At 28.7% G+C, this 22,405-nt stretch carries 16 protein-coding genes; 2 read left to right on the top strand and 14 right to left on the bottom strand.

What is annotated here, in order from left to right:
• Window positions 1-16 precede the first annotated feature (16 nt).
• From ACWOBP_RS01420 to ACWOBP_RS01395, 6 genes are all read right to left on the bottom strand, one after another.
• A complete protein-coding gene (locus ACWOBP_RS01420) occupies window positions 17-1,417 on the bottom strand; it encodes a GntP family permease (protein ID WP_455337142.1) in 1,401 nt (466 codons plus the stop codon).
• A gap of 75 nt (window positions 1,418-1,492) precedes the next feature.
• Window positions 1,493-2,029: a DUF1697 domain-containing protein gene (locus ACWOBP_RS01415; RefSeq protein ID WP_455337141.1), complete on the bottom strand. Its 537-nt coding sequence runs from the start codon at window positions 2,027-2,029 to the stop codon at window positions 1,493-1,495.
• 68 nt (window positions 2,030-2,097) lie between these two features.
• The gene (gene efp, locus ACWOBP_RS01410; RefSeq protein WP_314084269.1) at window positions 2,098-2,655 is read right to left on the bottom strand and encodes an elongation factor P; all 558 of its coding nucleotides are present in this window, start codon (window positions 2,653-2,655) and stop codon (window positions 2,098-2,100) included.
• Between the two features lie 151 nt (window positions 2,656-2,806).
• Window positions 2,807-3,451 carry a tRNA (guanosine(46)-N7)-methyltransferase TrmB gene (gene trmB, locus ACWOBP_RS01405; protein WP_455337140.1) on the bottom strand — a complete coding sequence of 215 codons (645 nt, stop codon included), beginning with the start codon at window positions 3,449-3,451 and terminating at the stop codon, window positions 2,807-2,809.
• 12 nt (window positions 3,452-3,463) lie between these two features.
• Window positions 3,464-6,331 carry an insulinase family protein gene (locus ACWOBP_RS01400; protein WP_455337139.1) on the bottom strand — a complete coding sequence of 956 codons (2,868 nt, stop codon included), beginning with the start codon at window positions 6,329-6,331 and terminating at the stop codon, window positions 3,464-3,466.
• 22 nt (window positions 6,332-6,353) lie between these two features.
• Window positions 6,354-6,866, bottom strand: a complete 513-nt coding sequence (locus ACWOBP_RS01395) for an adenine phosphoribosyltransferase (RefSeq protein ID WP_003144963.1) — start codon at window positions 6,864-6,866, stop codon at window positions 6,354-6,356.
• A 264-nt stretch (window positions 6,867-7,130) separates the two neighbouring features.
• Here ACWOBP_RS01395 and ACWOBP_RS01390 point away from each other — a divergent pair, with 264 nt between their 5' ends.
• Window positions 7,131-7,508: an iron-sulfur cluster biosynthesis family protein gene (locus tag ACWOBP_RS01390; RefSeq protein ID WP_455337138.1), complete on the top strand. Its 378-nt coding sequence runs from the start codon at window positions 7,131-7,133 to the stop codon at window positions 7,506-7,508.
• Window positions 7,509-7,575: 67 nt separating this feature from the next.
• Entirely contained in the window at window positions 7,576-8,109 is a 534-nt protein-coding gene (locus ACWOBP_RS01385) for a VanZ family protein (protein WP_455337137.1), read from the top strand.
• Window positions 8,110-8,196: 87 nt separating this feature from the next.
• Here the strand turns inward: ACWOBP_RS01385 and ACWOBP_RS01380 are convergent, their stop codons facing one another.
• From ACWOBP_RS01380 to ACWOBP_RS01345, 8 genes are all read right to left on the bottom strand, one after another.
• Window positions 8,197-12,309 carry a leucine-rich repeat protein gene (locus ACWOBP_RS01380; RefSeq protein WP_455337136.1) on the bottom strand — a complete coding sequence of 1,371 codons (4,113 nt, stop codon included), beginning with the start codon at window positions 12,307-12,309 and terminating at the stop codon, window positions 8,197-8,199.
• A 217-nt stretch (window positions 12,310-12,526) separates the two neighbouring features.
• Window positions 12,527-13,153 (bottom strand): DsbA family protein, encoded by a 627-nt coding sequence (locus ACWOBP_RS01375; protein WP_455337135.1) that lies wholly within the window; start codon window positions 13,151-13,153, stop codon window positions 12,527-12,529.
• 22 nt (window positions 13,154-13,175) lie between these two features.
• Window positions 13,176-15,434: a single-stranded-DNA-specific exonuclease RecJ gene (gene recJ, locus ACWOBP_RS01370; RefSeq protein WP_455337134.1), complete on the bottom strand. Its 2,259-nt coding sequence runs from the start codon at window positions 15,432-15,434 to the stop codon at window positions 13,176-13,178.
• Between the two features lie 32 nt (window positions 15,435-15,466).
• Window positions 15,467-15,742 (bottom strand): DUF1049 domain-containing protein, encoded by a 276-nt coding sequence (locus ACWOBP_RS01365; protein ID WP_455337133.1) that lies wholly within the window; start codon window positions 15,740-15,742, stop codon window positions 15,467-15,469.
• Window positions 15,742-17,733: an NAD-dependent DNA ligase LigA gene (gene ligA, locus ACWOBP_RS01360; protein WP_455337132.1), complete on the bottom strand. Its 1,992-nt coding sequence runs from the start codon at window positions 17,731-17,733 to the stop codon at window positions 15,742-15,744. Before ligA ends, ACWOBP_RS01365 begins: the two co-directional genes overlap by 1 nt.
• A 6-nt stretch (window positions 17,734-17,739) precedes the next feature.
• Window positions 17,740-19,923 carry an ATP-dependent helicase gene (locus ACWOBP_RS01355; protein WP_455337131.1) on the bottom strand — a complete coding sequence of 728 codons (2,184 nt, stop codon included), beginning with the start codon at window positions 19,921-19,923 and terminating at the stop codon, window positions 17,740-17,742.
• A gap of 349 nt (window positions 19,924-20,272) precedes the next feature.
• Window positions 20,273-21,412, bottom strand: a complete 1,140-nt coding sequence (recA, locus tag ACWOBP_RS01350) for a recombinase RecA (protein ID WP_455337130.1) — start codon at window positions 21,410-21,412, stop codon at window positions 20,273-20,275.
• Between the two features lie 16 nt (window positions 21,413-21,428).
• The gene (locus ACWOBP_RS01345) at window positions 21,429-22,343 is read right to left on the bottom strand and encodes a fumarylacetoacetate hydrolase family protein (protein WP_455337129.1); all 915 of its coding nucleotides are present in this window, start codon (window positions 22,341-22,343) and stop codon (window positions 21,429-21,431) included.
• Window positions 22,344-22,405 lie beyond the last annotated feature (62 nt).

The raw sequence follows: 22,405 nt of genomic DNA, 5'->3' as shown, positions 1-22,405 counted from the left end.
TTTATAATAATTTTCTTTATACAAACGATGTTATAAATAATATTATTATAAATGCTATTATAGATGATACTGTTGTTCCTAGAGTCCAGGTCTTAAATGTAGTTTTAAAATCTAAATTTAGATATTGTTTAAATAACCAGAATCCAGGATCATTTACATGTGAGCAGAACATACTTCCAGCTGTAATGCTTAGCATTATAAATACTGGTGAATAACTAATAGCAGGAACCAATGGTTCGACAATAGCAAGTGTAGTTATTGCAGCTATTGTAGCACTACCTAATGATATTCTTAATATAGCAGCTACTAGGAAGCTAATAACGATTGGTGATAAATTGAGACCATTAGTTAGTCTAACAATCTCATCAGTAACTTTAGAATCAACTAATACTTGTTTTAAACCACCTGCAGCACCATTAATTAGTAATACGACTGCAATTGTTTTAAGAGATTGGCTTAGTAATGGAACAATACTTCTTATTCTTAAACCTTTTGTTATCATTAATTCAATAATAGCGATTAATAAACTTATTATTAATGCTGTAACCGGGTTACTTATAATTATTAAGATACCTTTTATTATTCCTGATAAATTAGGTATACCTAAAATTATTGTAGGGATCGTAATTAATAGTACTGGTAATAGCATTAATAAGATAGCAAATGTAGTACTCATAGTTTGATTTTCAATTTTTAGAACGCTTATATTCTTTTCATTATTGTCTAAATTAACTCTTGTTTTTACTAAATTAGAATTTGTTAATAATAAACCACCTATAAAAGCCGTAGGTATAGCAACTATTAATCCATAGTAGAACACTTCAGCCATATTTAAGTGAAATGTTTTTACTATTATACTTGGACTTGGATGTGGTGGGAATAAAGCGTGAATAGTTAGTACACCTATACTTGCAGGAAGGGCTAGATATATCTTATCTAGTTTTAACTCTTTAGCTACCGCAAGAATAATTGGAATTACTAAAATAAAAGCTACATCAAAGAATAAAGAAAAACTTATACACATTCCAGCTATAAGTAAGCCTAATTGGATTTTCTTAACTCCAAATACGCTGATCATTTTCTTTGCAGTAATCTCTACTGCACCTAATTCTTCCAATACTTTACCAAACATTGCTCCTAGACCTAATATTAATGATAAATGTCCTAGAAGAGATCCAGTCCCCTTCTCTATAGAATCTATCAATGTATTAGGGGAAAGTCCTAAAAATAATCCTAGAATAATAGCTACTATTAATATTGATAAAAATGGCTCAAAATGTAATTTTGTAATCAAAAATATAAGAGTACTAATACCAATAAATACTAACAATAATTTATAAGAATAATTTCCTAAAAAAAATGCTAATGATGAGTAGACTATTAATCCTAAGATAATAAATATCTTATCTAATTTCATTATATTCTCCTTAATTTTTCATTAGGTAATTATAACATTATTAATATAGAGAAGTAAAGGTAAACGCTTTATAATTTATTTTTTTAGGAGATCAGCAATTTTTTCGAAAGTTCTAGCATTTCGTATAGTAATAGATTTGTAGAAACTTTCTTTTATTAAATACTTATGATAGGCAGTTTTTAAGTAACTTGTTTCGTTGTATTTACCCCAAAACACTGCATGTTTACCAAAATGAACATCTTCATCGTCTAATGGCATTTGTTCTATACGGGCTTTCACAATTGAATAGTCTATTTCATTTGTATAGAATAATACATCTTTTCTATACAAATCGTTAAACCACCAACTAGGTAAGTTTTCAAGTTCCTCAAGATATTCACTCTGACTAAGTATTACTTTATTAATTTTAAATGGATAAGCATTTAATATCTTTGATATATTTTGATTAATAGTATCTATGCTATCAGTAGTATCAAATATTATATTTCCACTATTTATATATGAAACAACATTGGTATACCCTAAATGTGAAATCATCTCTTTTAACTCAGCCATTGATACTTTATTCTTTCCACCAACATTAATTCCTCTAAGTAATAGTACATAACGCATATAAACTTCTCCTTCTTTTAAAAAAACTCTCTATCGTAATAATAGAGAGTTTAAAAATAATTCTTTAATTATGCTCTTGATACGTAAGAACCTTCTGCAGTATTGATAACTAATACGTCTCCTTCTTTAACGAATAGAGGTACTTGTAAAGTGTATCCAGTTTCAACTGTAGCAGCTTTAGTAGCCCCTTGTGCAGTATCTCCTTTAACACCAGGTTCTGTTTCAGTTACAGTAAGTTCTACTGTTGTTGGTAAGTCAATTCCTAAGATTTCATCACCAAACATTAAGATTGAAACTTCCATGTTTTCTTTTAAGAAGTTTAATTCATATTTTAATTGTGCTTCAGGTACTTCGATTTGCTCGTAAGTAGCGTTATCCATAAATACATATGCTTCACCAGTTGAGTAAAGGTATGACATTTTTTGGTTGTTAATTTGAGCTTTTGCAACTTTTTCACCAGCTCTGAAAGTTTTATCGTTAACAGCACCAGTACGCATATTTCTTAATTTAGAACGTACGAATGCAGCTCCTTTACCAGGTTTAACGTGTTGGAATTCCATTACTTTCCAAATGTTTCCATCAACTTCGATAGTAACTCCAGTTTTAAAATCATTAACTGATATCATTATTGTAATTCTCCTTTAAATTGTATTAATATTATTATAAATAAATTTTTTTTTAAAATCAAGGTAAAAACTAATAAATTTAGTGTATTTTATATAAAGAATAGTAATTAATTTATTTTAGTTTACATAAATATAATTACGTAAACTAAAATTATTTACTTTCAATTACAGCTTCTACCATGTAGATTCTATTACCTTTTTTAATAAACTTATCTTCATACTCAGTATGAACATTATCTTCTTCATAGATACTATTAGTTAAATCTAGTGAAAGTCTATTAAAAGTAAATCCATATTTAGCATAGCTCATTAAGCTGTATTCGAATAAACCTTGGTTATCAGTTTTTTGAACTATTGTTTTATTTCCATTTAAAATAGCTTCATAACGAGCTAAGAACGTATGGAATGTTAAGCGTCTTTTCTCATGTCTTGTTTTAGGCCATGGATCAGAGAAGTTTAGATATAGTTGATCAACTTCACCTTCAGCAAAATATTCTAGTAAATCTTCTGCATTTCCTGAGATAAGTTTTAAGTTTTCTCTATGAGTTTCTTCAACTTTATCTAGTAGAAATGTTAAGACAGTTGGTTGTGCCTCCATAGCTATAAAGTTAATATCAGGGTGTTTTTCAGCAAGTGTATGAATAAACTTACCTTTCCCACTTCCTATTTCTAAGTGTATTGGATTATCATTCCCAAAAATTTCTTTCCATTTTCCCTTATTATCCTTAGGTTGTAAAAATACAACTGGACTATTTTCTAGACGCTCTCTAGCATCTGCTCTATTTCGAACTCTCATTCATGCACCTTTCTATTTTAATTCTATTGTTTTATTAAATAATTGTTTGTTTTCTAATACTTTTTCTTTTGAACCTAGAACACAAGTATATGCTTTAGATTTCATATTTTCAAATTCTACTGCTAACTTTCTTAAATCTTCAACTGTCGTATTTTTTATCTCATTTACAAGTTTATCATAAACTTCAAATGGAGAGTTAGTGATATATTTGTTTAATGAATATGCAGCTTGCGCACTTGGCGACATTAGTACATCTAATGAGTTTAGAGTACCTATAATATATTTATTAAGATTTTTTTCATCTGCTTCAACATTAGCTACGTAGTTGTTAATATTGTAATATATTTCTAGAGTTTCTGTTAAGTTTGGATCACGATAAGACCATAAATTAAAATCACCAAAAGCATTAAATATCACGCCAGAACCATAGGCTCCATTTTTAACACGGACATTATTCCATAAATAGTCTAAGCTTAAGATATGTCTTAGTACTAAGTGTGTTCCAGTGTAATCATTTATATTATAACCTACACCAACGTATTGAACTAGTGAATCAAAGTAAAAACCTTCAGAATATCCTTGATCTTCTAATTTAATTTCAAATCCTTTTTGTTTGTCTAATTCAGTAGGATATTTGGTTAAATATGAAGATATAGTTTCTTTGAAGTTAGCGTATTCTTCTTTATTACCGACAAAGTTAACTAATAATCTGGCTTGATTAAAGATCAGATTTGTAACAGTGTATAACTGCTCTTTAATTTTATTACTATTTTGTTCATAGTTGCTTACTAATTCATTTATAAACATGTAGAAGTCGTATTCTCCGTGATATGAAGCAAGTTTACTTTGAGGATTGTAGAAACCACTAATACGACGTGCTACAAAAGCATGTCCAGAATTTTTAAATCTACTTTCTAGCATTAACTTAATTTCTAAGAGAACATTGTATAGTGCTTCTTTATCTTCAAAATCAGCATTAAGTGTAGTTTCATCTAGAATTTTAGCAAGGTCTCCAGCTTTTTCTACTAAATTCTTAGCACTGATTATGAACTTCACTTCACATTCTTCACTCTTATGTTTTCTGAAAACATCTACATAAGAACTAACACCACCAAGATTTGCACCTATTTCTTTTATAACTTCGGCTTCAGTTTTATTTTTTGTATTAAAGTTAAATAATAAATAAGATAATACTGATGCATATTGAAGCTGTTCAACTTCAAAATCACTTATGTCAAATAGTAATTTAGAATATGAAATACCATTAGTCACAGTATTATAGTGTGAGAAATTAATACCTGTGTATTCTTCAAAGAAAGTTTCTTCAAATGGATTTTTCAACTCTACTTCTTTAGCATTGACACTTTTAATTTTTTCTAAATCTTCTTTTTTATCAGTACTGTTTTGCCATTTTTGAAGTGATTTAGTATTTTGAACAAGGGCCTCTAACCCAGTTTCTGATAAAGTAGCCTTATATTCAACTAAATCTTTTTCCTTATTCTCTTTTTCTAATGTTGGAATTAAGTGCAATACAGCCTGTTTATTATTTTCAATTAGAAACTGTCTAGCAAGAGTTTCGTATTGTTTATTAACACAGTTTTCTTGTAAATGAGAAATTACATTGTCTAAATCAAATGCGTCTAATATATTATCTTCACTATATAACCATGTTCTTAATAATCTAATAGCATAAGACACACCCTTAGGTGACGAAGTTTTATTAATCTCTTCCTTGATAGAAAAGTTCTTTTTGTTAATTGAAGCTTGAACTTGCTCATAATCAAATCCTTTATCAATAATACCTTTTAATAAAGATTTATATTCTGTATCAAGACTTTCTAATTTATCATCACTTACATATTTAAAGATAATTGAGTATACAGTTTCTTTACGATCTTTTTGTACATAACTATACACATCTTCACAAATATTGTTATCAATGAAGTATTTTCTAAATTCTGTATTACTACTTCCTAGAAGAATATCATCTATTATATCGATATTCTCAATTTTACTAAACTCATTACTATTACCAAGAATATAGTTATAAGCAACATAAGCTTTATCTTTTACATCTTCATTAAAATATGTACGCTTAACAATATCCGCAGTAAAGTTTTTTTGACGTGATAAGTTATAATCGCTATAGTCTTTATAGTCGTAATTATTTAGATAACTATCAATATGGTTCAGATACTGTTGAACATTTAAGTCACCATATAAAAAGATATAACTGTTACTTGGATGATAGTTATAATTATAAGTTTCTAAAAATTCTTCTTGTGTAATCGAAGGGATTGCTTCTGGTTTTCCTCCAGAAGAATATTTATAAGAAGTATCACTAAATAGTTGTTCTGTTACATATTGATCCAGTACTTCATCTATTGATGAATATGCACCTTTCATTTCATTGTAAACAACACCTTTATATATTAGTTCTTCTTCTTTATCTTCAAGATGATAGTGCCATCCTTCTTGGGCAAGAATATTTGGGTTGTTTTTTAAGTTTGGATTAAATACTGCATCTAAGTATATATCCATCAATATTTCTAAGTCTTTTTCATTTTTAGATGATACTGGATACATAGTTTTATCAGGAAATGTCATTGCATTTAAAAATGTATTAAAAGAACCTTTAAGTAGTTCTACAAAAGGTTCTTTTACTGGATATTTCGCTGAACCACATAAAACAGAATGTTCTAAAATATGAAAAATACCATTATCATTATAAGGAATAGTTTTAAAACTAATGCTAAAACTTTTATTTATATCGTCATTTTCAAAGAATACTAATCTAGCACGAGTTTTAACATGCTCATAAAGATAAGCATTTGTATTTATATTTTTTAGATATTTCTTTTCTATAAGTTCAAATGTCATATTATTTAATTATTATAGTAGATTACATTTTTAGTAATGTAAGAACGTCATAACCTTGTAGTTTGTCCATACCGTTTAGACCATCTAATTCGATTAAGAACGCAATACCTACTACGATTCCTCCTAATTCTTCTACTAATTTAATAGTTGCTTCAATTGTTCCACCTGTAGCTAATAGGTCATCAGTAATTAGAACACGTTGCCCCGGTTTAATTGCATCTTTGTGCATTGTTAGAGTATTACTTCCGTATTCTAAATCATATTCGTATGAAATAACTTCACGTGGTAATTTATTAGGTTTTCTTACAGGAACAAAACCTATACCTAGTGAGTAAGATACAGGACATCCAATAATGAAACCACGAGCTTCTGGTCCTACTACTACATCAACTTGTTTTTCTTTAGCATAGTTTACGATTTGATCTGTAGCGTACTTATACGCTTCTCCATCTGCCATTAAAGTAGTAATATCTTTAAAGCTAATTCCTTCTTTTGGCCAATTTGGTACGATTGAAATATATTTTTCTAAATTCATTTATGTTTATTTTCTCCTAAATGTTTTCTTAACTCAATTATTATACTATAAAATAAGAAAATAAGCAATTTTTAATACTATATAGGCGATTATAATCATAATCTGTGAATGTCTAAAAATTAGTTTAAATCTAATTTATAGTTTAGTTTTATAACAATTTAGTAATTGATTAGGTATTTTTGAGGTTTCTTTAAAATCAAATATTATCGTTACTTAGAATTATATGTTAAAATATATTTAATTACTTATAAAGGAGTTTTAATTATGAATTTTACATTTACAGAGGCAGCTTTAAATTATATATATAAAAAACTAGATAATAATGATATTAAGTTATACGATATCATTATTGATTACTTAGACGGTAATAGCCCATATACAGATAGTGTTAATGGCTGTCATTGTCAAGTATATGATAAATATAGAATTTTGATAGTTTCTAAAGAAGATACGAATATTAAATGGGATAAATATGATAAACAAATTTCCACAAATATAGGAAATGTTTATTATCCATCATATTACGAAGTAATGTTTAATCAAGATAATAAGTTTGATTATAGTGCAACTAATTTTAATTTATACTTGAAGAGTGAAGCGGGCATAATTACAGAACAAGTACAAGTAATTATAAAATTATAATTTAAGTTTATTTTAATAAGAACTGGTATCATAAATTTTATATTTCTTATAATGAAAGGAGAATATTTTGAAATCGTTACTAAATAGTAGAAAATTAACATTTATTCTATTCTGTGTATATTTATTCATACTTTCATGGGTAATTATTGCTAAAATGGATTGGACCTTGCTTAAAAGTAGTAATCTTTCTTGGATTAAACATCCACAAGTACTTCTTCATCCAGGGATAACTTGGAGATCTATTAATTTAGTTCCATTTAGAAATGGGAACTTCGACATATTAGAAGTCTTGTTAAATATTCTATTTTTTATCCCTTTTAGTTTCTATATAAAATTATTATACCCTAAATCTTCAGGATTTAAAGCAATAATTTTAGGCTTTATGTTGAGCTTAATTTATGAATCCACACAATATGTTTTAACAATTGGATTTCCAGATATAACAGATTTAATTGACAATACTTTAGGTGCGGTTATCGGAGTAATAATTATTGATATAATTTCAGTAATTTTCAGAGAGAAATTAAGAATTTATATGAATCTTATACTAATACTTTTTTCGAGTTATATTATTTATGAAATTCTATATATAATAATTTAAAAATAATAAAGAGCGATATATATTAATCAATAAATATCGCTCTTTATTATTTTATTTGTATTATGAATAATCAAAAATTATGATTTACTATCTTTTTCTTCTAATTCCTAATGCAGCTAGAACCACTCCTAGTAATCCTAATAGCACAGATCCTACACTATTTTCAGTTAAACCAGTTTTAGGTAGTATATTGTTTAGTTTAGGAGAAGAATCATCTTTCTTAGTTTCTTTAGCTTTAGAAACAATAGTATATGTACTAAAGTGATCTGTATAGAATGTTAGTTTTCCATCACTGTAAGTACTTTGAACTTTCTCTAATCTATTACCATTTACATAGTATACTTCTAGTGTTTCATTCTCATTAGCTAGTACAGTCACGGTAACTATTCTAGTTTCACCATCTTTATTTATTACATTACCATTATCATCTGTAAAGAATAAATCTAAAGTTTTAACAACATTTAAGTTATCAGCTAGATTTTTAACTAATTCTTTTACTTCATTTACTTTTTGTTTATTGGAATTTTGAGCAACAAAGTGAATTCCAGTAACATCTTTAGCCTTGAATTGAACTGTTACTTCTTCATCTCCAGGTAATTTAGCAATAAGAGTATCAGTTACATTATTTTTCTTATCTTCTAGTGGAGGTGTATTAGGTTGTTCAGGCGTCACTTGAGGTTTTTCTTCAGGTTTAGGTTGTTCAGAAGGTGTTGTTTGTGGTTTCTCCTCTGGTTTTGGCTGCTCCGGAGTTACTTGAGGTTTTTCTTCAACTTTTGGTTCTTCTTTCTTAACATCAGCCTCAACTGTCGTTACAAGTTCAACTAATTTATCGTCGATATTTGTAGCATTTTTTTCGAATAAAATTTTAGTAATTCTATATTTATCTCCAGCTTTCATATCATTATCAGTAATTTCTAATTTTCTATCATCTTCATTAGAGACACTTGTTGAACTAAGTTCTTTAACTTCATTATCGCGGATACGTTCTACCTTAGTAACAATATACCAGTTACGACCATAGTCATCGCTCTTAAGTAGTTCGGCCATAGGTTTTGTTTGTTTACTTAGGAATTCTTTATATTTATCTAATCCTTGTAAGATACCTTCTCCACCGTAGAACTCAGAACGACCTCTATACCAGTGTAGAAGATTTAGAATTGTTAATTTTTCATCTTTAGGTTGAATAGTGACCTTATTATCTCTTGCTACAACATTTAATTCAATAGCTTGTTTTTGTGGATAGTAACCTTGTGTTACTTCAGGAGAAATTCCTAATAGTTTTGTGTCAGAATCATTATACGGTAATGTTGCCGGTAAATTGTTATTAGCAATATCAAGGATATGCAGACTACCATTTGCTTTAATTAATTCTAATGGTATATTACTAATTTGGTTATTTACTAATCTTACTGTTGCTTTATTTTTTGCTAGTGTTTTCCATAATTCATCAGATAAACTAGAAATATGGTTGTTATTTAGAGCTAGAGTATTTAATTTAGTGAAATTAACTCCATTTTCTGGAAGTGATGTTAATTTGTTGTTAGCTGCATATAACTGTGTTAAAGAAGTTAAATTAGCAACACTGTCAGGAAGTTTAGTAAGTTCATTGTCAGTTACAGATAAGAATGTTAAACCTGTATTATTTTTAAATAAATCATTTGGAAGTGAAACAATCTTATTGTTTGATAAACTTACTGTTTTTAGTTTTTTATTGTTAGCAAATACATTCACTGGTAATGTTGATAACCATGATTGACTAAATTCAACAGATTCTAATTCAGAATTATTTGCAAACAAGTTTTCTGGGATATTACCTAAGTTGTTAGAAGATAAATTCACAGTTTTTAATTTTTTGTTATTAGCGAATAGGTTACCTGGTAGTTTAGTAACACCATTTCCTCCTAAGTTAATACGCTCAATATTAACTGCATTTTTAAATAAATCTTCAGGTAATTCACCGAAGTTATTACTATCAGATGAGAATGATTTAACACCAGGTCCCATGTGTTTTAGTAAATCAAGATTGTAAATAGCACCTTTATCAACTTTTCCATCAATTTCTAATGAACCAATATTGATATCACCAGTGAAGTTTTTCAATTCATCTTCTGTTACTTTACCGTCTTTGTTAGTATCTACGCCATTAGCAATTAATTTCTTTTGAAGTAAGTCATCACTTTTCTTACGCTCTTCATTATTTTTCTCTACTAACTCAAATCCATTCCATCCTTTTTTGATCTCAGGTTTGAATTTTAGTTTAACTGTCGTATATTTATCAAAGTTTCCTTTATCGCTTTCTAAAGAGCCCATATAAGAAACTATAACACCACCTAAATGTACTTGGTCTAGATCTTCAACCGGAAGTGTAAATAACGCTCTGTCATATTGACCTGCTGAGTTCTTCTCACCAAAGTTTTCTTTCACACCTGATTCCCATTTACCTTTATTTTGAATAGCAAAATCATATAAACCATGAGCAAATAATGTATTTAACATTGTAATACTCATTTTTCCATCTTTAACTACTAATTTCACATTTTTATCAAAGAATCCTTCTAACATTGAAGTTCCTTGTCTTCCATCAGCGTATAAAGCGTTAAATCCTAAAGTATATTCACCATCTTCTAATTTATCAGTAAGAGAATAAGTTTTTTCCTCTTGTTTTTCAGGAGTTTTTTCTGGTGTTGGTTTTTCTTCAACTACTTTATTACCAGTAGTATATGTTTTACTTTCGCTACCGTCATTTGCTTTAAATACAATTGTATTATCTCCATCAAAGTTCCAAGCTTTAAATGCTTTAAGACTTTCTCCACCATCATCGAAAGTAACTATTTGATCTTTCCAGTTTTTACTGAATAGTGATTTATCAAATGATTTTCCATTAATAATTACTTCTTTAGTATTTTTAAGAACATCTTCCGCTTTAAATCCATCAACAAGTGTAATATTTAATTCATCAGCATAGCTATTTTTTTCCACTTTAGAAACTAAATCTTTTTGAGCATATGATGTGCTAGTAGCTGGTGTATCTTGTTTTGGTTCTGCAGGTTTTACATCTTCTTTTTTATCAGTCGCCGCTGGATATGAAATTATTGTTCCATCAGCAAGTTTGACTTCTAGTTTATTGTCTGAATCTTTTAAAGCCTTAACTAAGTCTTCGTTAAAGATTCTGATTCCAAGATATTTTGAAGTTTCTACTTTATCTTTGAAAACATCTTTATTTACAGTAGTACCATTTAGAGTCACACTAGCGATTTCATCAACAAAATTATCATAAACTGAAGTGTCAGATAATTCTAAAGTTAAGTGTTTTTCATCTTTCCAGTTTTTACCTTGATCTAATTTGGAAATAGTATATTTAGCATTTGTAGCTGGTTTGTTAGAATCAGTTGAACTTTCTTTTGCAGATGTTGATGCTTCATTACTAGGCTCAACATAACCAGTATCTTCATAAGTTGTTTTTGAACCGTCAGTAAATGTGAATTCAATTTTATGCTTATCTTGTTTTTTATAATGCTCAGTTATTGCTTTATCTACAGCAGTCACTTGACCATCATATAGTTTATAAAATTTACTGTTAGTATTTTGACTATCAAATCCAAAATCTTTTCCATCAACTGTAAGTTTAGTTACTTTTGACCAGTAGTTTTTGTAAAGGTCAGAACCTTCTAAGAAGAAGATTAGCGAGTCATTTTCTACTTGTGGTTCTAAAATTTTTAAACCTTCATTAATTAATTTTGGTTTTGCTGTTGGATCTACATACCCTTTATCTTCATATACAGCTTTTGATCCATCTTTAAAAATAAATTCAATTTTATGTTTATCTTGTTTATTATAATGATTAGTTATTTCACTATTATTAACATAAATAACACTATCAAATAATGAATAATTTTTTGAAGAAGATGCTTCACTATTAAATCCGAAATCTTTTCCATCTATTAATAGTTTATCAATTTTATTCCAGTATCTCTTAAAAAGTGTATCTGATGTATCTTGACCTTCAACAGCAATCTCTAATGAATTACTTGATCCAATCTCTGGTTCGTATACTTTAAAACCTGTACTTTGTTGATCTTGTGCATATACCACATTAGAATCAATATTTAATTTAGAATTATTGAAATCAACAGAACCTATACTTAAATAAATAGGTACAGCCAATCCAATAATTAATTTATTATTATATTTTTTGTTCATTATGTTCCTCCATTAAAACAATGATAATCAATATCGATTAATTATAAGGCTATTATACTACAACAATATAAAAGATACAAGAGAAAACGTTAAAAATAAAAAAAAATTAGATGATAATCTTATAAATTAAGTATATGAAATACTGAATTCATGGGATTATCACCTAATAATTTTCGTTCATAAATTTGCCACAATGAAAAATAATTAATATAAATAGTTAAAATCTTTTTGCTATTAAATTATAATGAGTTTCAATGTCTTCAGGTTCTGTTGCATATCCTCTTAAGTCATAGTATTCTCCATCTTTTTCCATAACTGCAGTTGGATATGATTCAATTCCTAAATTCAGAGTTTTTATAAAATCTGGATGAATAGGATTAGAATTTTTGAATGCAATAGTTAATTTTAAAGCAAAATCATAACTATCTATTCCATATTTTTTACTTAATTCTACATATGTCTGAACATCACTAAGACTTTTTCCTTCAATAAAGAATTTACATTGAACATCATATGCGAAGTGTAATATTTGTGAATTAGGTATTAGCTCCTTTACAACATCCATAGCTATTGCAGGACGAATAGAATCTAGTATCATTTCGCCTTCTTCAACTACTTTATTATATTCTTTTCCAAATTCTACATTATACATTTCAGAAATTTTTTTATTTCCTTCCTGAAAATATCCATATTCTTTGATTTTTTTACTGTTGTCTCCAAAGAATAATCCACCAGAAATTATTTCAATTTCTACGTCTGAATGGTTCTCATAAAACTTAGTAAATATTTTATTAAATCCATAACACCAACCACAGTATGCATCCCAAAAGTATAAAATTTTCATTATAAATCTCCTTTAATCTATATTAAACTTCAAGTATTTTATTGATATTAGCTATATTTTCTTTTAAAAGTAAAGTTTCAACTTCGAAAATTTCTTCCATTCTTATAAAACTTGATGATTTTTTCAAATCAACGGTTTTATAATTTGGATTAAGTATTATTGTATTATTTACAAAGTTAATTAACTCTAATTCTTTAAATATTTGTACCATAATTTTTAAACTATCCACATTTGTTTTTAATGCGGTTAGTAATTTATCTAATTGTTGAGTTACATTTATTTGTTTATTATTTGTTGAAAGTATTAAATTAAATAATTTAATTAATCTATTTTTATCAATAAGATACACATCAGATAAAACCTGTTTCTCTTCACATATTAAAAATATTTTTTTAGGTTTTAGATTTATTATTTTGTTTAGATATTCTTTAGATGCGGGTATATCTAGTAAATAAATATATTCAAAATTAGTATTTAACTTGTCTATATCTTTATATAAATAAAAATTATTATCTTTATCGCTTTTATACTTTGATAATTTTAAACTAGTCTTGTCAATTTTTGAAATATCATAATTGATAAATCGTAAATCTTCAAATAAAAATTCTTTAATATTTATATCGATAATGTGAGCTTGTAATTTTGATCGTCCATTAAAGTTATTTTTATCCAACGTACATAACAAATCAATAATGTCATTTTTCTCAACTTTATCGAATACTGAAATATCTTTAAAACTGATACACTCAAGATTACCTACTTCATCAGCAATTGTAAGTCTCAAATATTGTTTTTCAGAACCAAAATATGCTTTATTAAGAACCATTGCATTTTCTATTAATACACTAGGTTTTTCGAAATCCATACCATAAGGCTTTAATACATCTAAAGAATTAAAAAACTGATAACTAATACCTTCAAGTGAAGTTACTATATCAATCTTCTTACTTGATTTTAATTCGTTATGTTTTTTAAATTCTTCAAATTCATTATCTAAAAATTCTTCAATTTTATCAAAATTACTCGCATCAAATGAGAAACCAGCAGCTAATGTATGACCTCCGAACGCAATAAATAAATTAGAAATTTTATTCATTGCTACATAGATGTTAAAATCAAAAATACTTCTTGCAGACCCCTTAAGAATACCTTCTTTTTTATTCATAATAAACACTGGTTTTTGATATTTTTCAACAATATTAGATGCTACTATACCTAATACACCTTCGTGGTATTCACCAGAAACCATAATAATATTCTTTTTTTTTTTATTTGAATTTTCAATTTTACTTATTACATCTTTTACAATATCTTCAGTAACTTGTTTTCGTTGTATATTATATTGTTCAATTTGTTCAGCTAATGATTTTGCCGCTACTGGATCTTCTGCCATTAGGAAGGTTAATCCTAATTTAGCACTATCCATTCTACCTATTGAATTTAATTTAGGTGCTATATAAAAACCTATAGTTTGTTCGTCTATTTTTGTATTTATACCTGACAATTCAAGTAACATCTTAAGGCCTATTCGTGGATCTTCATTTATTAATTCTAAACCTTGCTTTACAAATATTCTATTTTCATCAGTAATTGATACCATATCCGCTATTGTACCAATCGCAACTAAATCCAATAAAAAGTCAGGGAAGATTTCCAATAATGCGTGGGCTAATTTAAATGCAACGCCGACTCCTGCTAATTTCTTAAATGGATAGTCTCCTTCTGGATGTTCCGGATGAATTATAGCATATGCATTAGGTATAGTATCTTGAATTTTATGGTGATCTGTTATAATTACATCACAACCCAATTCATTTGCTAAATCAACTTCTTCCACACCTGCAATTCCGTTATCGACTGTAATAATTAAAGTTATTCCTGAATCAATAATCTTTGTAAAAGCTTCTTTGTTTGGTCCATATCCTTCTTCAAATCGATTTGGTATGTAAGATGATACATTGGCCCCCATAGATATTAATGTCTCTACTAATAACACTGTTGAAGTAATTCCATCCGCATCATAATCTCCGTAGACTAGAATTCTTTCTTCATTTTCTATAGCATCATTTATTCTATCTACAGCTTTTTGCATATCATGCATTAAAAATGGATCATATCCTTCTTCATATTCATCCGAAAAATACTTTTTAACGGAAGTCATATCTGTAATATTTCTAGCATTTAATATTTTAGCAATATTTTTAGAGATACTATATGTTTCTAATTCTTTAATAAAATTTTCATCGTAATTTGGATATATCCAATTATATTTTATGCCCATTCTCTCACCCCTTTTCTTTCGAAAAATGTAATTTATTCCATTTTATCTTCAATTTTTTCCTTAGTAAATAATAGTTTTTCTGTTCTTTCATATTTTTTAGCTAAACTTTTATATTTTTGATACCAATAAAAACTAGCAGCTATTATTCCCATAAAGAAACATACGAAGAATAGTATTGTTAAAGGTAATTTAATAGTAAAAAATATAAATGAAACTGGTACTGAATTGTAGTTCATGATGAAAAATGTAATTATTGATACGAACACAATTACAATCCCAAAAACTTTATACGGTAATTTATTATCCATTATTTCACCTCTCTTACCATGTTAGCAAATTGTTCTTCGTTAATTACTTCGATTCCTAATTGTTCGGCCTTAGCGAGTTTAGAACCTGCTTTCTCACCTGCAATTACTAGATCAGTTTTTGAAGTAACACTTCCAGTAACTTTTGCTCCATTTTTCTCTAAAAATTCTTTTGCTTCATTTCTTGTTAATTCAACAAGCTTACCAGTTAATACTACTGTTTTCCCTGAGAATATATTATCGGTATTCACTGCATTTACTTCATATTGAGGATTCATTCCAATATTAATCAAGTCATTTATGAACTTAATATTATTTTCATCAGATAAATAGTCTAAAATAGATTCCGCTGTGATTTGACCAACATCATCGAGGTTAATAAGCTCCTCTAAAGTTGCATTCATAAAATTAGAAAGATTCAAGTATTTTTCTGCAAGTAGCTTTCCTGCTTTTTTACCGACATTTAGTATTCCAAGTGCAAAAATTACTTTATCTAACGAACTCTCTTTTGATTTTTCTATCGCATTCAATAGATTATCTACAGATTTCTCGCCCATTCTTTCTAAATTAATAAGCTTATTTCTATCTAATGAATATAAATCTATTGTATGACTAATAAACCCCTTATCATATAAAGTTGCTACTACTTTATCACCTAATCCTTCTATATTCAAAGCATCTCTTGAAGCAAAATGGATTATTCTTCTAATATTTTGCTCGGGGCAATCTGGATTTTTGCATCGTGTAAAAGGATCATTTTCTTTCACACAAGTCTCCTGTTGACATGATGGACAAGTAGATGGCATTTGATATTTTGTAGTTCCTTCAGTTCTTAATTCTTTAACTACACGAACTACCTTAGGAATAATTTCACCTGCTTTTTTTACTACTACCATATCTCCAATATGAATATCAAGTTCATCAATAATATCCTTATTATGCAAAGATGCTTTAGATACTGTGGAACCAGAAATTACAATTGGATCAAGTATAGCAACAGGTGTAATTATCCCAGTTCTACCTACACTAAGTTCTACATCAAGTAATTTAGTTGCGAGCTCTTCTTCAGGAAACTTGTATGCTGTAGCCCACCGCGGACTTTTTTGAGTATACCCTACTTGTTCTTGAATTCCATATGAATTGACTTTAATTACAATTCCGTCTATATCATATGGTAAATCTTTTTTATGTTCTGCCCAGTAATTAATATACTCAATTACTTCATCAATACTTTTAAAAAGTTTGAAATTAGGATTTACAGGAAGTTCATATTCCTTAGCTATATTTAATGCATTTTCTTGAGAAACAATACTATCATCATCTACTATTGAATAAATAAATGCTGATAATCTTCTTTTAGCTGTTATTTTAGAGTCAAGTTGTCTTAAAGATCCTGCTGCTGCATTACGAGGATTAGCAAATAATACCTCATTATTTGCCTCACGCTCTTTATTTAGGATATTAAAAGATTTCTTTGGCAGATAAACTTCTCCCCTAACCTCAAAGGATCTTTTATCCTTTAACACTTTTGGAATCGAAAATATTGTTTTTATGTTTTCAGTAACATCTTCACCAACAGTTCCGTCTCCGCGAGTAGCTGCACTAACTAATTTACCATTCTCATAGTTAATAGAAATTGCAAGACCATCTATTTTTAATTCGCATATATACTCAACATTTTCACTTGGGACTAATTTTGATACTCTTGCATCAAAATCTCTTAAGTCTTCAGTAGAGAATGTATTCGATAAACTTAACATCGGTACTTTATGAGTAATTTTCTCAAACTCATCGAGAACCCTATCCCCTACTCTTTGTGTGGGAGAATTTTCTAGTATTAATTCAGGATATTTTTCTTCTAGTTTCTCTAATTGTTTATATAGAGTATCATACTCAGTATCCGTTATCTGCGGATTATCTTCAACATAATACTCATATGAATGTTTATTTAGTAGTGAAACTAGTTTAAAAATTTCTTCTTGAATTTGTTTCATAATTTATTAATCCTTTCTAGTTAGATTAGCATACTCAATTAATAAAGTTTTCACGCCAACCTCACCAAATTCAACTTTTACACTATCCTTAGATATGTCTAGGATCTTGCCTTCTCCAAATTTTTTATGAAGTACAGTGTCCCCTATAACATAATTTGTACTAACTGAAGACTTAGGTTTCTCTGAGATCTTAATTTTTGGACTAAGCCTACTTATAAACTTATTAGCTTGATCTACATTTGAATCAGTACTTTCAAAACTTCCTCCAAATGAAGATTCAAAATGCATTAATTTGTTAGGAACTTCATCTAAGAACCTAGAACGTTTATTCATCTTGATAGAACCAAATTGCATTCGCCTATTTGCATAAGACATAAATAATCTTTCTTTTGCACGTGTAATAGCAACATAGGCTAAACGACGCTCTTCTTCCATCTTGTTCTTCTCGTCAGCACTGCTCTCAGCATCTCTGATAGATGGGAATAAATTCTCCTCTAACCCCATTATAAAGACTACTTTATACTCTAATCCTTTTGAAGCATGGACTGTCGATAGTACCACAGCGTCTTCTTGGTTCTCATCATCAGAATCAGAAGTTAGCGACATTTCCGAAATGAAATCAATAAGACTATCATTCATGCTAGAGAATTGTTTAGCAGAAGATACTAACTCAGAAATATTTTCGATTCTACTTTCTGCATAAGGATCATTGGATTCCTTTAACATACTTTCATAACCTGAGTCTTTATAAATTCCAATAATTAACTCATCTATTGAGTATTTTTCTACTTCTGAATATTTTTCAATTAGATTAGTCAGTAATTTGATGTTAGTAATTATTTTTTTAGAGACTCCTATTGCTTCTATATTTTTTAAAGCTTCGAATAATGAAATACCATACTGTTCTGCATACTTATCAATTTTATCCATAGAACTGGCACCAATACCTCGTTTTGGTACATTAATAATTCTTCTTAAACTAAACTCATCAGCTCTATTTACAATAACGTTTAAATATGCAAGTAAATCACGTACCTCCTGACGTTGCAAGAATTTAAGAGAACCAATTAACTTGTATGGTATCCCGAAAGATAGGCATGAATTCTCCATTTGACGTGAAAGGTAGTTAGCTCGATATAAAATCGCAATATCTTTATAATCGATACCTTCTTTTTTCAATTCAAGTATTTTTTTAGCAATATCATCTGTTTCATCTTTATCATTAGAAGCAGCATAAACAGATATTTTACCTCCACCTTTATTTTCAGACCATAGAGCTTTTTCTTTTCTATCAGTATTGTTTTTAATAACCGCATTAGCAGCATCAAGAATTGTTGAATTAGAACGGTAATTCTGATCAAGAAATATTAGTTCAACATTGTCAAAATCTTTTTCAAAATTTATTATGTTATCACTACACGCACCACGCCAGCTATAAATACTTTGATCATCATCACCAACTACACATACATTTTTATGTACCTCTGATAACATTTTAATTAATCTATATTGAATAACGTTTGTATCTTGATACTCATCAACATGAATATATTGAAATTGATTTTGATAAATCGCTAAAACTTCAGGGAATTTTTTAAATAATACAATTGTTTTAAGCATTAAATCATCGAAATCTAAAACACTATTTTTCTTTAAATAACTTTGGTAGTGTGCATAAATTTCTGCTACATTTTTCATAAATCCAAAACGAGATTGTTCTCTCATTTTTTTTACAGAAACTAAATTATTTTTTGCATTTGAAATTATTTTTAATACGTTAGCTGGTTGATATGCATCTTCTGATAGATCTAAAGATCTAACTATATTTTTAATTATACTTTTTTGCTCACTAGTATCTAGTATTGTAAAGTTTTTATTATATCCTAAAAGTTCTATGTGTTGACGTAAAATTCTTACACACATAGAGTGGAATGTATTTATCCAAATATATTTTGAAGTTTCACCAACTAAAGCATATATTCTTTCTTTCATTTCCTTAGCAGCTTTATTCGTAAAAGTAATAGCCAAGATATTATTCTCTAATATATTCTTTTCAGAAATTAAATAAGCTATTCTATTTGTTAAAACACGAGTTTTACCACTACCTGCTCCAGCTATAACCATTACAGCACCTTCTGTTTTTAATATAGCTTTTAGCTGATTATCGTTCATATTTTGTACTAAATTCACTATTATTTCTCCTATTCATTCTCTAAAAATATTTTATCATATTTTCAAAATAAAAGGGAGTGACTCAAAAATCGTGATTTCAGAGAAATCGATTTTGTCGAGTCACCCCCGCAAAGTTTATTTGAATCTAAAAAACCTTTATAAAGCGAGTCTAGATATCAATAAACCACTGCGTCTATGAGTTCTCATATAAACTTTTTTAAAATTTATGACTTTTGGGGCCTCCCCTTTTATTTGCTATGTATCTAGATTATAAGAATATTGCTATAGCTGAAATAAATCCACTAGCTAATATAATAAAAATCATTAACCATAATACAATTTTAAATAATTTTTTATTCATATATTACTATTCAACCTCACCTAAAGTTTCTATCCCTAAATCAAGTTCATCAATATTATCATTTGATTCTTCTTCATCTGCTGAGTTATTCTTTTTCCCAGTTTTACTCATAATTTCATCCCTTACTAGGCCGTAAATTTCATTATATAGTTCTTCATTTTCTTCGAATACTTTTTTAACATTTTCACGTCCTTGACCCAAACGCTCTCCATTATATGAGAACCATGAACCAGATTTGTTAATAATATCTAAATCAACTGCAAAATCAAGAGTTTCCCCGATTTTTGAAATTCCTTCACCAAACATAATATCAACTTCAGCGACTTTAAATGGTGGAGCAACTTTATTCTTTACAATTTTAATCTTAGTTCTATTTCCTAAAATTTCACTATCAGCACCTTTAATTGCTTCTCCTTTACGTACATCAATACGTACAGTTGAATAGAATTTTAATGCACGACCTCCTGTTGTAACTTCAGGACTACCAAACATTACCCCAACTTTTTCACGAAGTTGGTTAATAAATAGTGCAATAGTATTGGCTTTGTTTATTTGCCCAGTTAATTTACGTAGAGCTTGTGACATAAGTCGAGCCTGTAACCCAATATGATTCGCCCCCATAACACCATCAATTTCTGCTTTTGGAACTAATGCAGCTACTGAGTCAATTACTATTATATCAATCGCACCAGATAAGATAAGTTTTTCAGCGATATCAAGTGCTTGTTCACCGCTGTCAGGTTGTGATAAGAAAAACTTACCAGGAGTAAAATCAACTCCTAATGCTTTAGCATATTCAATGTCTAGGGCATTTTCAGCATCTATGAATGCAGCGATTCCTCCAGTTTTTTGTACTTCAGCAATAGCATGAAGTGCGATTGTTGTTTTACCTGATGATTCAGGACCATATACTTCAACAATACGACCTTTAGGATATCCTCCTATACCTAAAGCTGAGTCGATTGCTAATGATCCAGAAGACACAGCTTCTACTTTAATAGGATTTTCAGAGGAAATATCCATGATAGCACCTTTACCGTACTCTTTTTCTATAACTTTAATAGCTTCATTAATAGCGGCTTGACGTGCTTTTAAATCGTCTTTTTCAATGTGTGTAACTTGTTTATCTTTTGCTTTCTTCGCCATTGTTATTCCTTTCTACTTAGTCTCCAATAACTGTAGTTAATGTACCAATTCCTTCAACGGTTATTTTAATTTCATCTCCAGCTTTAAGGTATACTGGTGGATTTTGAGCAGAACCAACTCCTGCAGGTGTTCCTGTTGCAATAATATCTCCAGCCTCTAGAGGAACAATTTTACTAACTTCTGCTAATACATCATCAATTCTAAATAACATTTCTGAAGTCATAGCATTTTGTCTAATTTCACCATTAACTTTTGTTACAATACTCATAGATTCAGGTGAACTAACCTCGTCTTTTGTAACTAAGTAAGGTCCTACTGGTGCTGATTTTTCTAGTGATTTCCCTAGGAAAAATTGACCGTGTTTATATTGTAAGTCTGTAGCAGTGATATCATTCATAATTGTATATCCAAAAATATAATCTAAAACTAGAGGTTTTAGTATATTTTTACCTGGTTTTGCTATTACTACAGCTAGTTCCCCTCCGAAATCTAAGCTATCTGTAATATTTTTATGAGATGGCACTACTTCATTATTTCCAGCTAAAGCTGTTGTGGCTTTTGTAAAGATAAGAACATCTTTAGGAGTTTTTGCTAATTCGTCACCTAGCTCATTTACATGTGCTTCATAATTGTGTCCAACACAAAGAATGTTTTTTGGTGTTCTCGTAATAGGCGAACGCCAAATTATTTTATCAAATGATACTTTATAGTTATCAGCATCACTGCTTTCTTCAACTAATTTTAGTACTTTTCGAACTTTTTCTATAAATGAAACCCCATATATTTCGATTGCTTCTCTTAACGATTGCGGAATAGTATCATTGTTATCAAAATCTTCAAATACTTTAATTAAGTTCCATGCACTTTCTTCACGTTTTACTTTTACTCCATATAATTCTTTATCGTTATAACTGAATGATAAAAATTTCATAGTTGCCTCCTCGACTTTTATAATTTCTTTAAGTTATTATACCATACTTTTAGTAATATTAC

Source organism: Gemella parahaemolysans (genome assembly GCF_053758945.1).
The sequence above is the reverse complement of the archived record's forward strand: the minus strand, read 5'-3'. Positions and strand labels throughout refer to the sequence as shown.

Bases quoted from the DNA above. Each gene is read 5' to 3' on its own strand.
- recA (WP_455337130.1), bottom strand. From the start codon at position 21,412: ATGGCGAAGAAAGCAAAAGATAAACAAGTTACACACATTGAAAAAGAC.
- trmB (WP_455337140.1), bottom strand. From the start codon at position 3,451: ATGAGAGTTCGAAATAGAGCAGATGCTAGAGAGCGTCTAGAAAATAGT.
- recJ (WP_455337134.1), bottom strand. From the start codon at position 15,434: ATGGGCATAAAATATAATTGGATATATCCAAATTACGATGAAAATTTT.
- ACWOBP_RS01415 (WP_455337141.1), bottom strand. From the start codon at position 2,029: ATGCGTTATGTACTATTACTTAGAGGAATTAATGTTGGTGGAAAGAAT.
- ACWOBP_RS01345 (WP_455337129.1), bottom strand. From the start codon at position 22,343: ATGAAATTTTTATCATTCAGTTATAACGATAAAGAATTATATGGAGTA.
- ACWOBP_RS01390 (WP_455337138.1), top strand. From the start codon at position 7,131: ATGAATTTTACATTTACAGAGGCAGCTTTAAATTATATATATAAAAAA.
- ACWOBP_RS01380 (WP_455337136.1), bottom strand. From the start codon at position 12,309: ATGAACAAAAAATATAATAATAAATTAATTATTGGATTGGCTGTACCT.
- ACWOBP_RS01395 (WP_003144963.1), bottom strand. From the start codon at position 6,866: ATGAATTTAGAAAAATATATTTCAATCGTACCAAATTGGCCAAAAGAA.
- ACWOBP_RS01400 (WP_455337139.1), bottom strand. From the start codon at position 6,331: ATGACATTTGAACTTATAGAAAAGAAATATCTAAAAAATATAAATACA.
- ligA (WP_455337132.1), bottom strand. From the start codon at position 17,733: ATGAAACAAATTCAAGAAGAAATTTTTAAACTAGTTTCACTACTAAAT.
- efp (WP_314084269.1), bottom strand. From the start codon at position 2,655: ATGATATCAGTTAATGATTTTAAAACTGGAGTTACTATCGAAGTTGAT.
- ACWOBP_RS01365 (WP_455337133.1), bottom strand. From the start codon at position 15,742: ATGGATAATAAATTACCGTATAAAGTTTTTGGGATTGTAATTGTGTTC.
- ACWOBP_RS01420 (WP_455337142.1), bottom strand. From the start codon at position 1,417: ATGAAATTAGATAAGATATTTATTATCTTAGGATTAATAGTCTACTCA.
- ACWOBP_RS01375 (WP_455337135.1), bottom strand. From the start codon at position 13,153: ATGAAAATTTTATACTTTTGGGATGCATACTGTGGTTGGTGTTATGGA.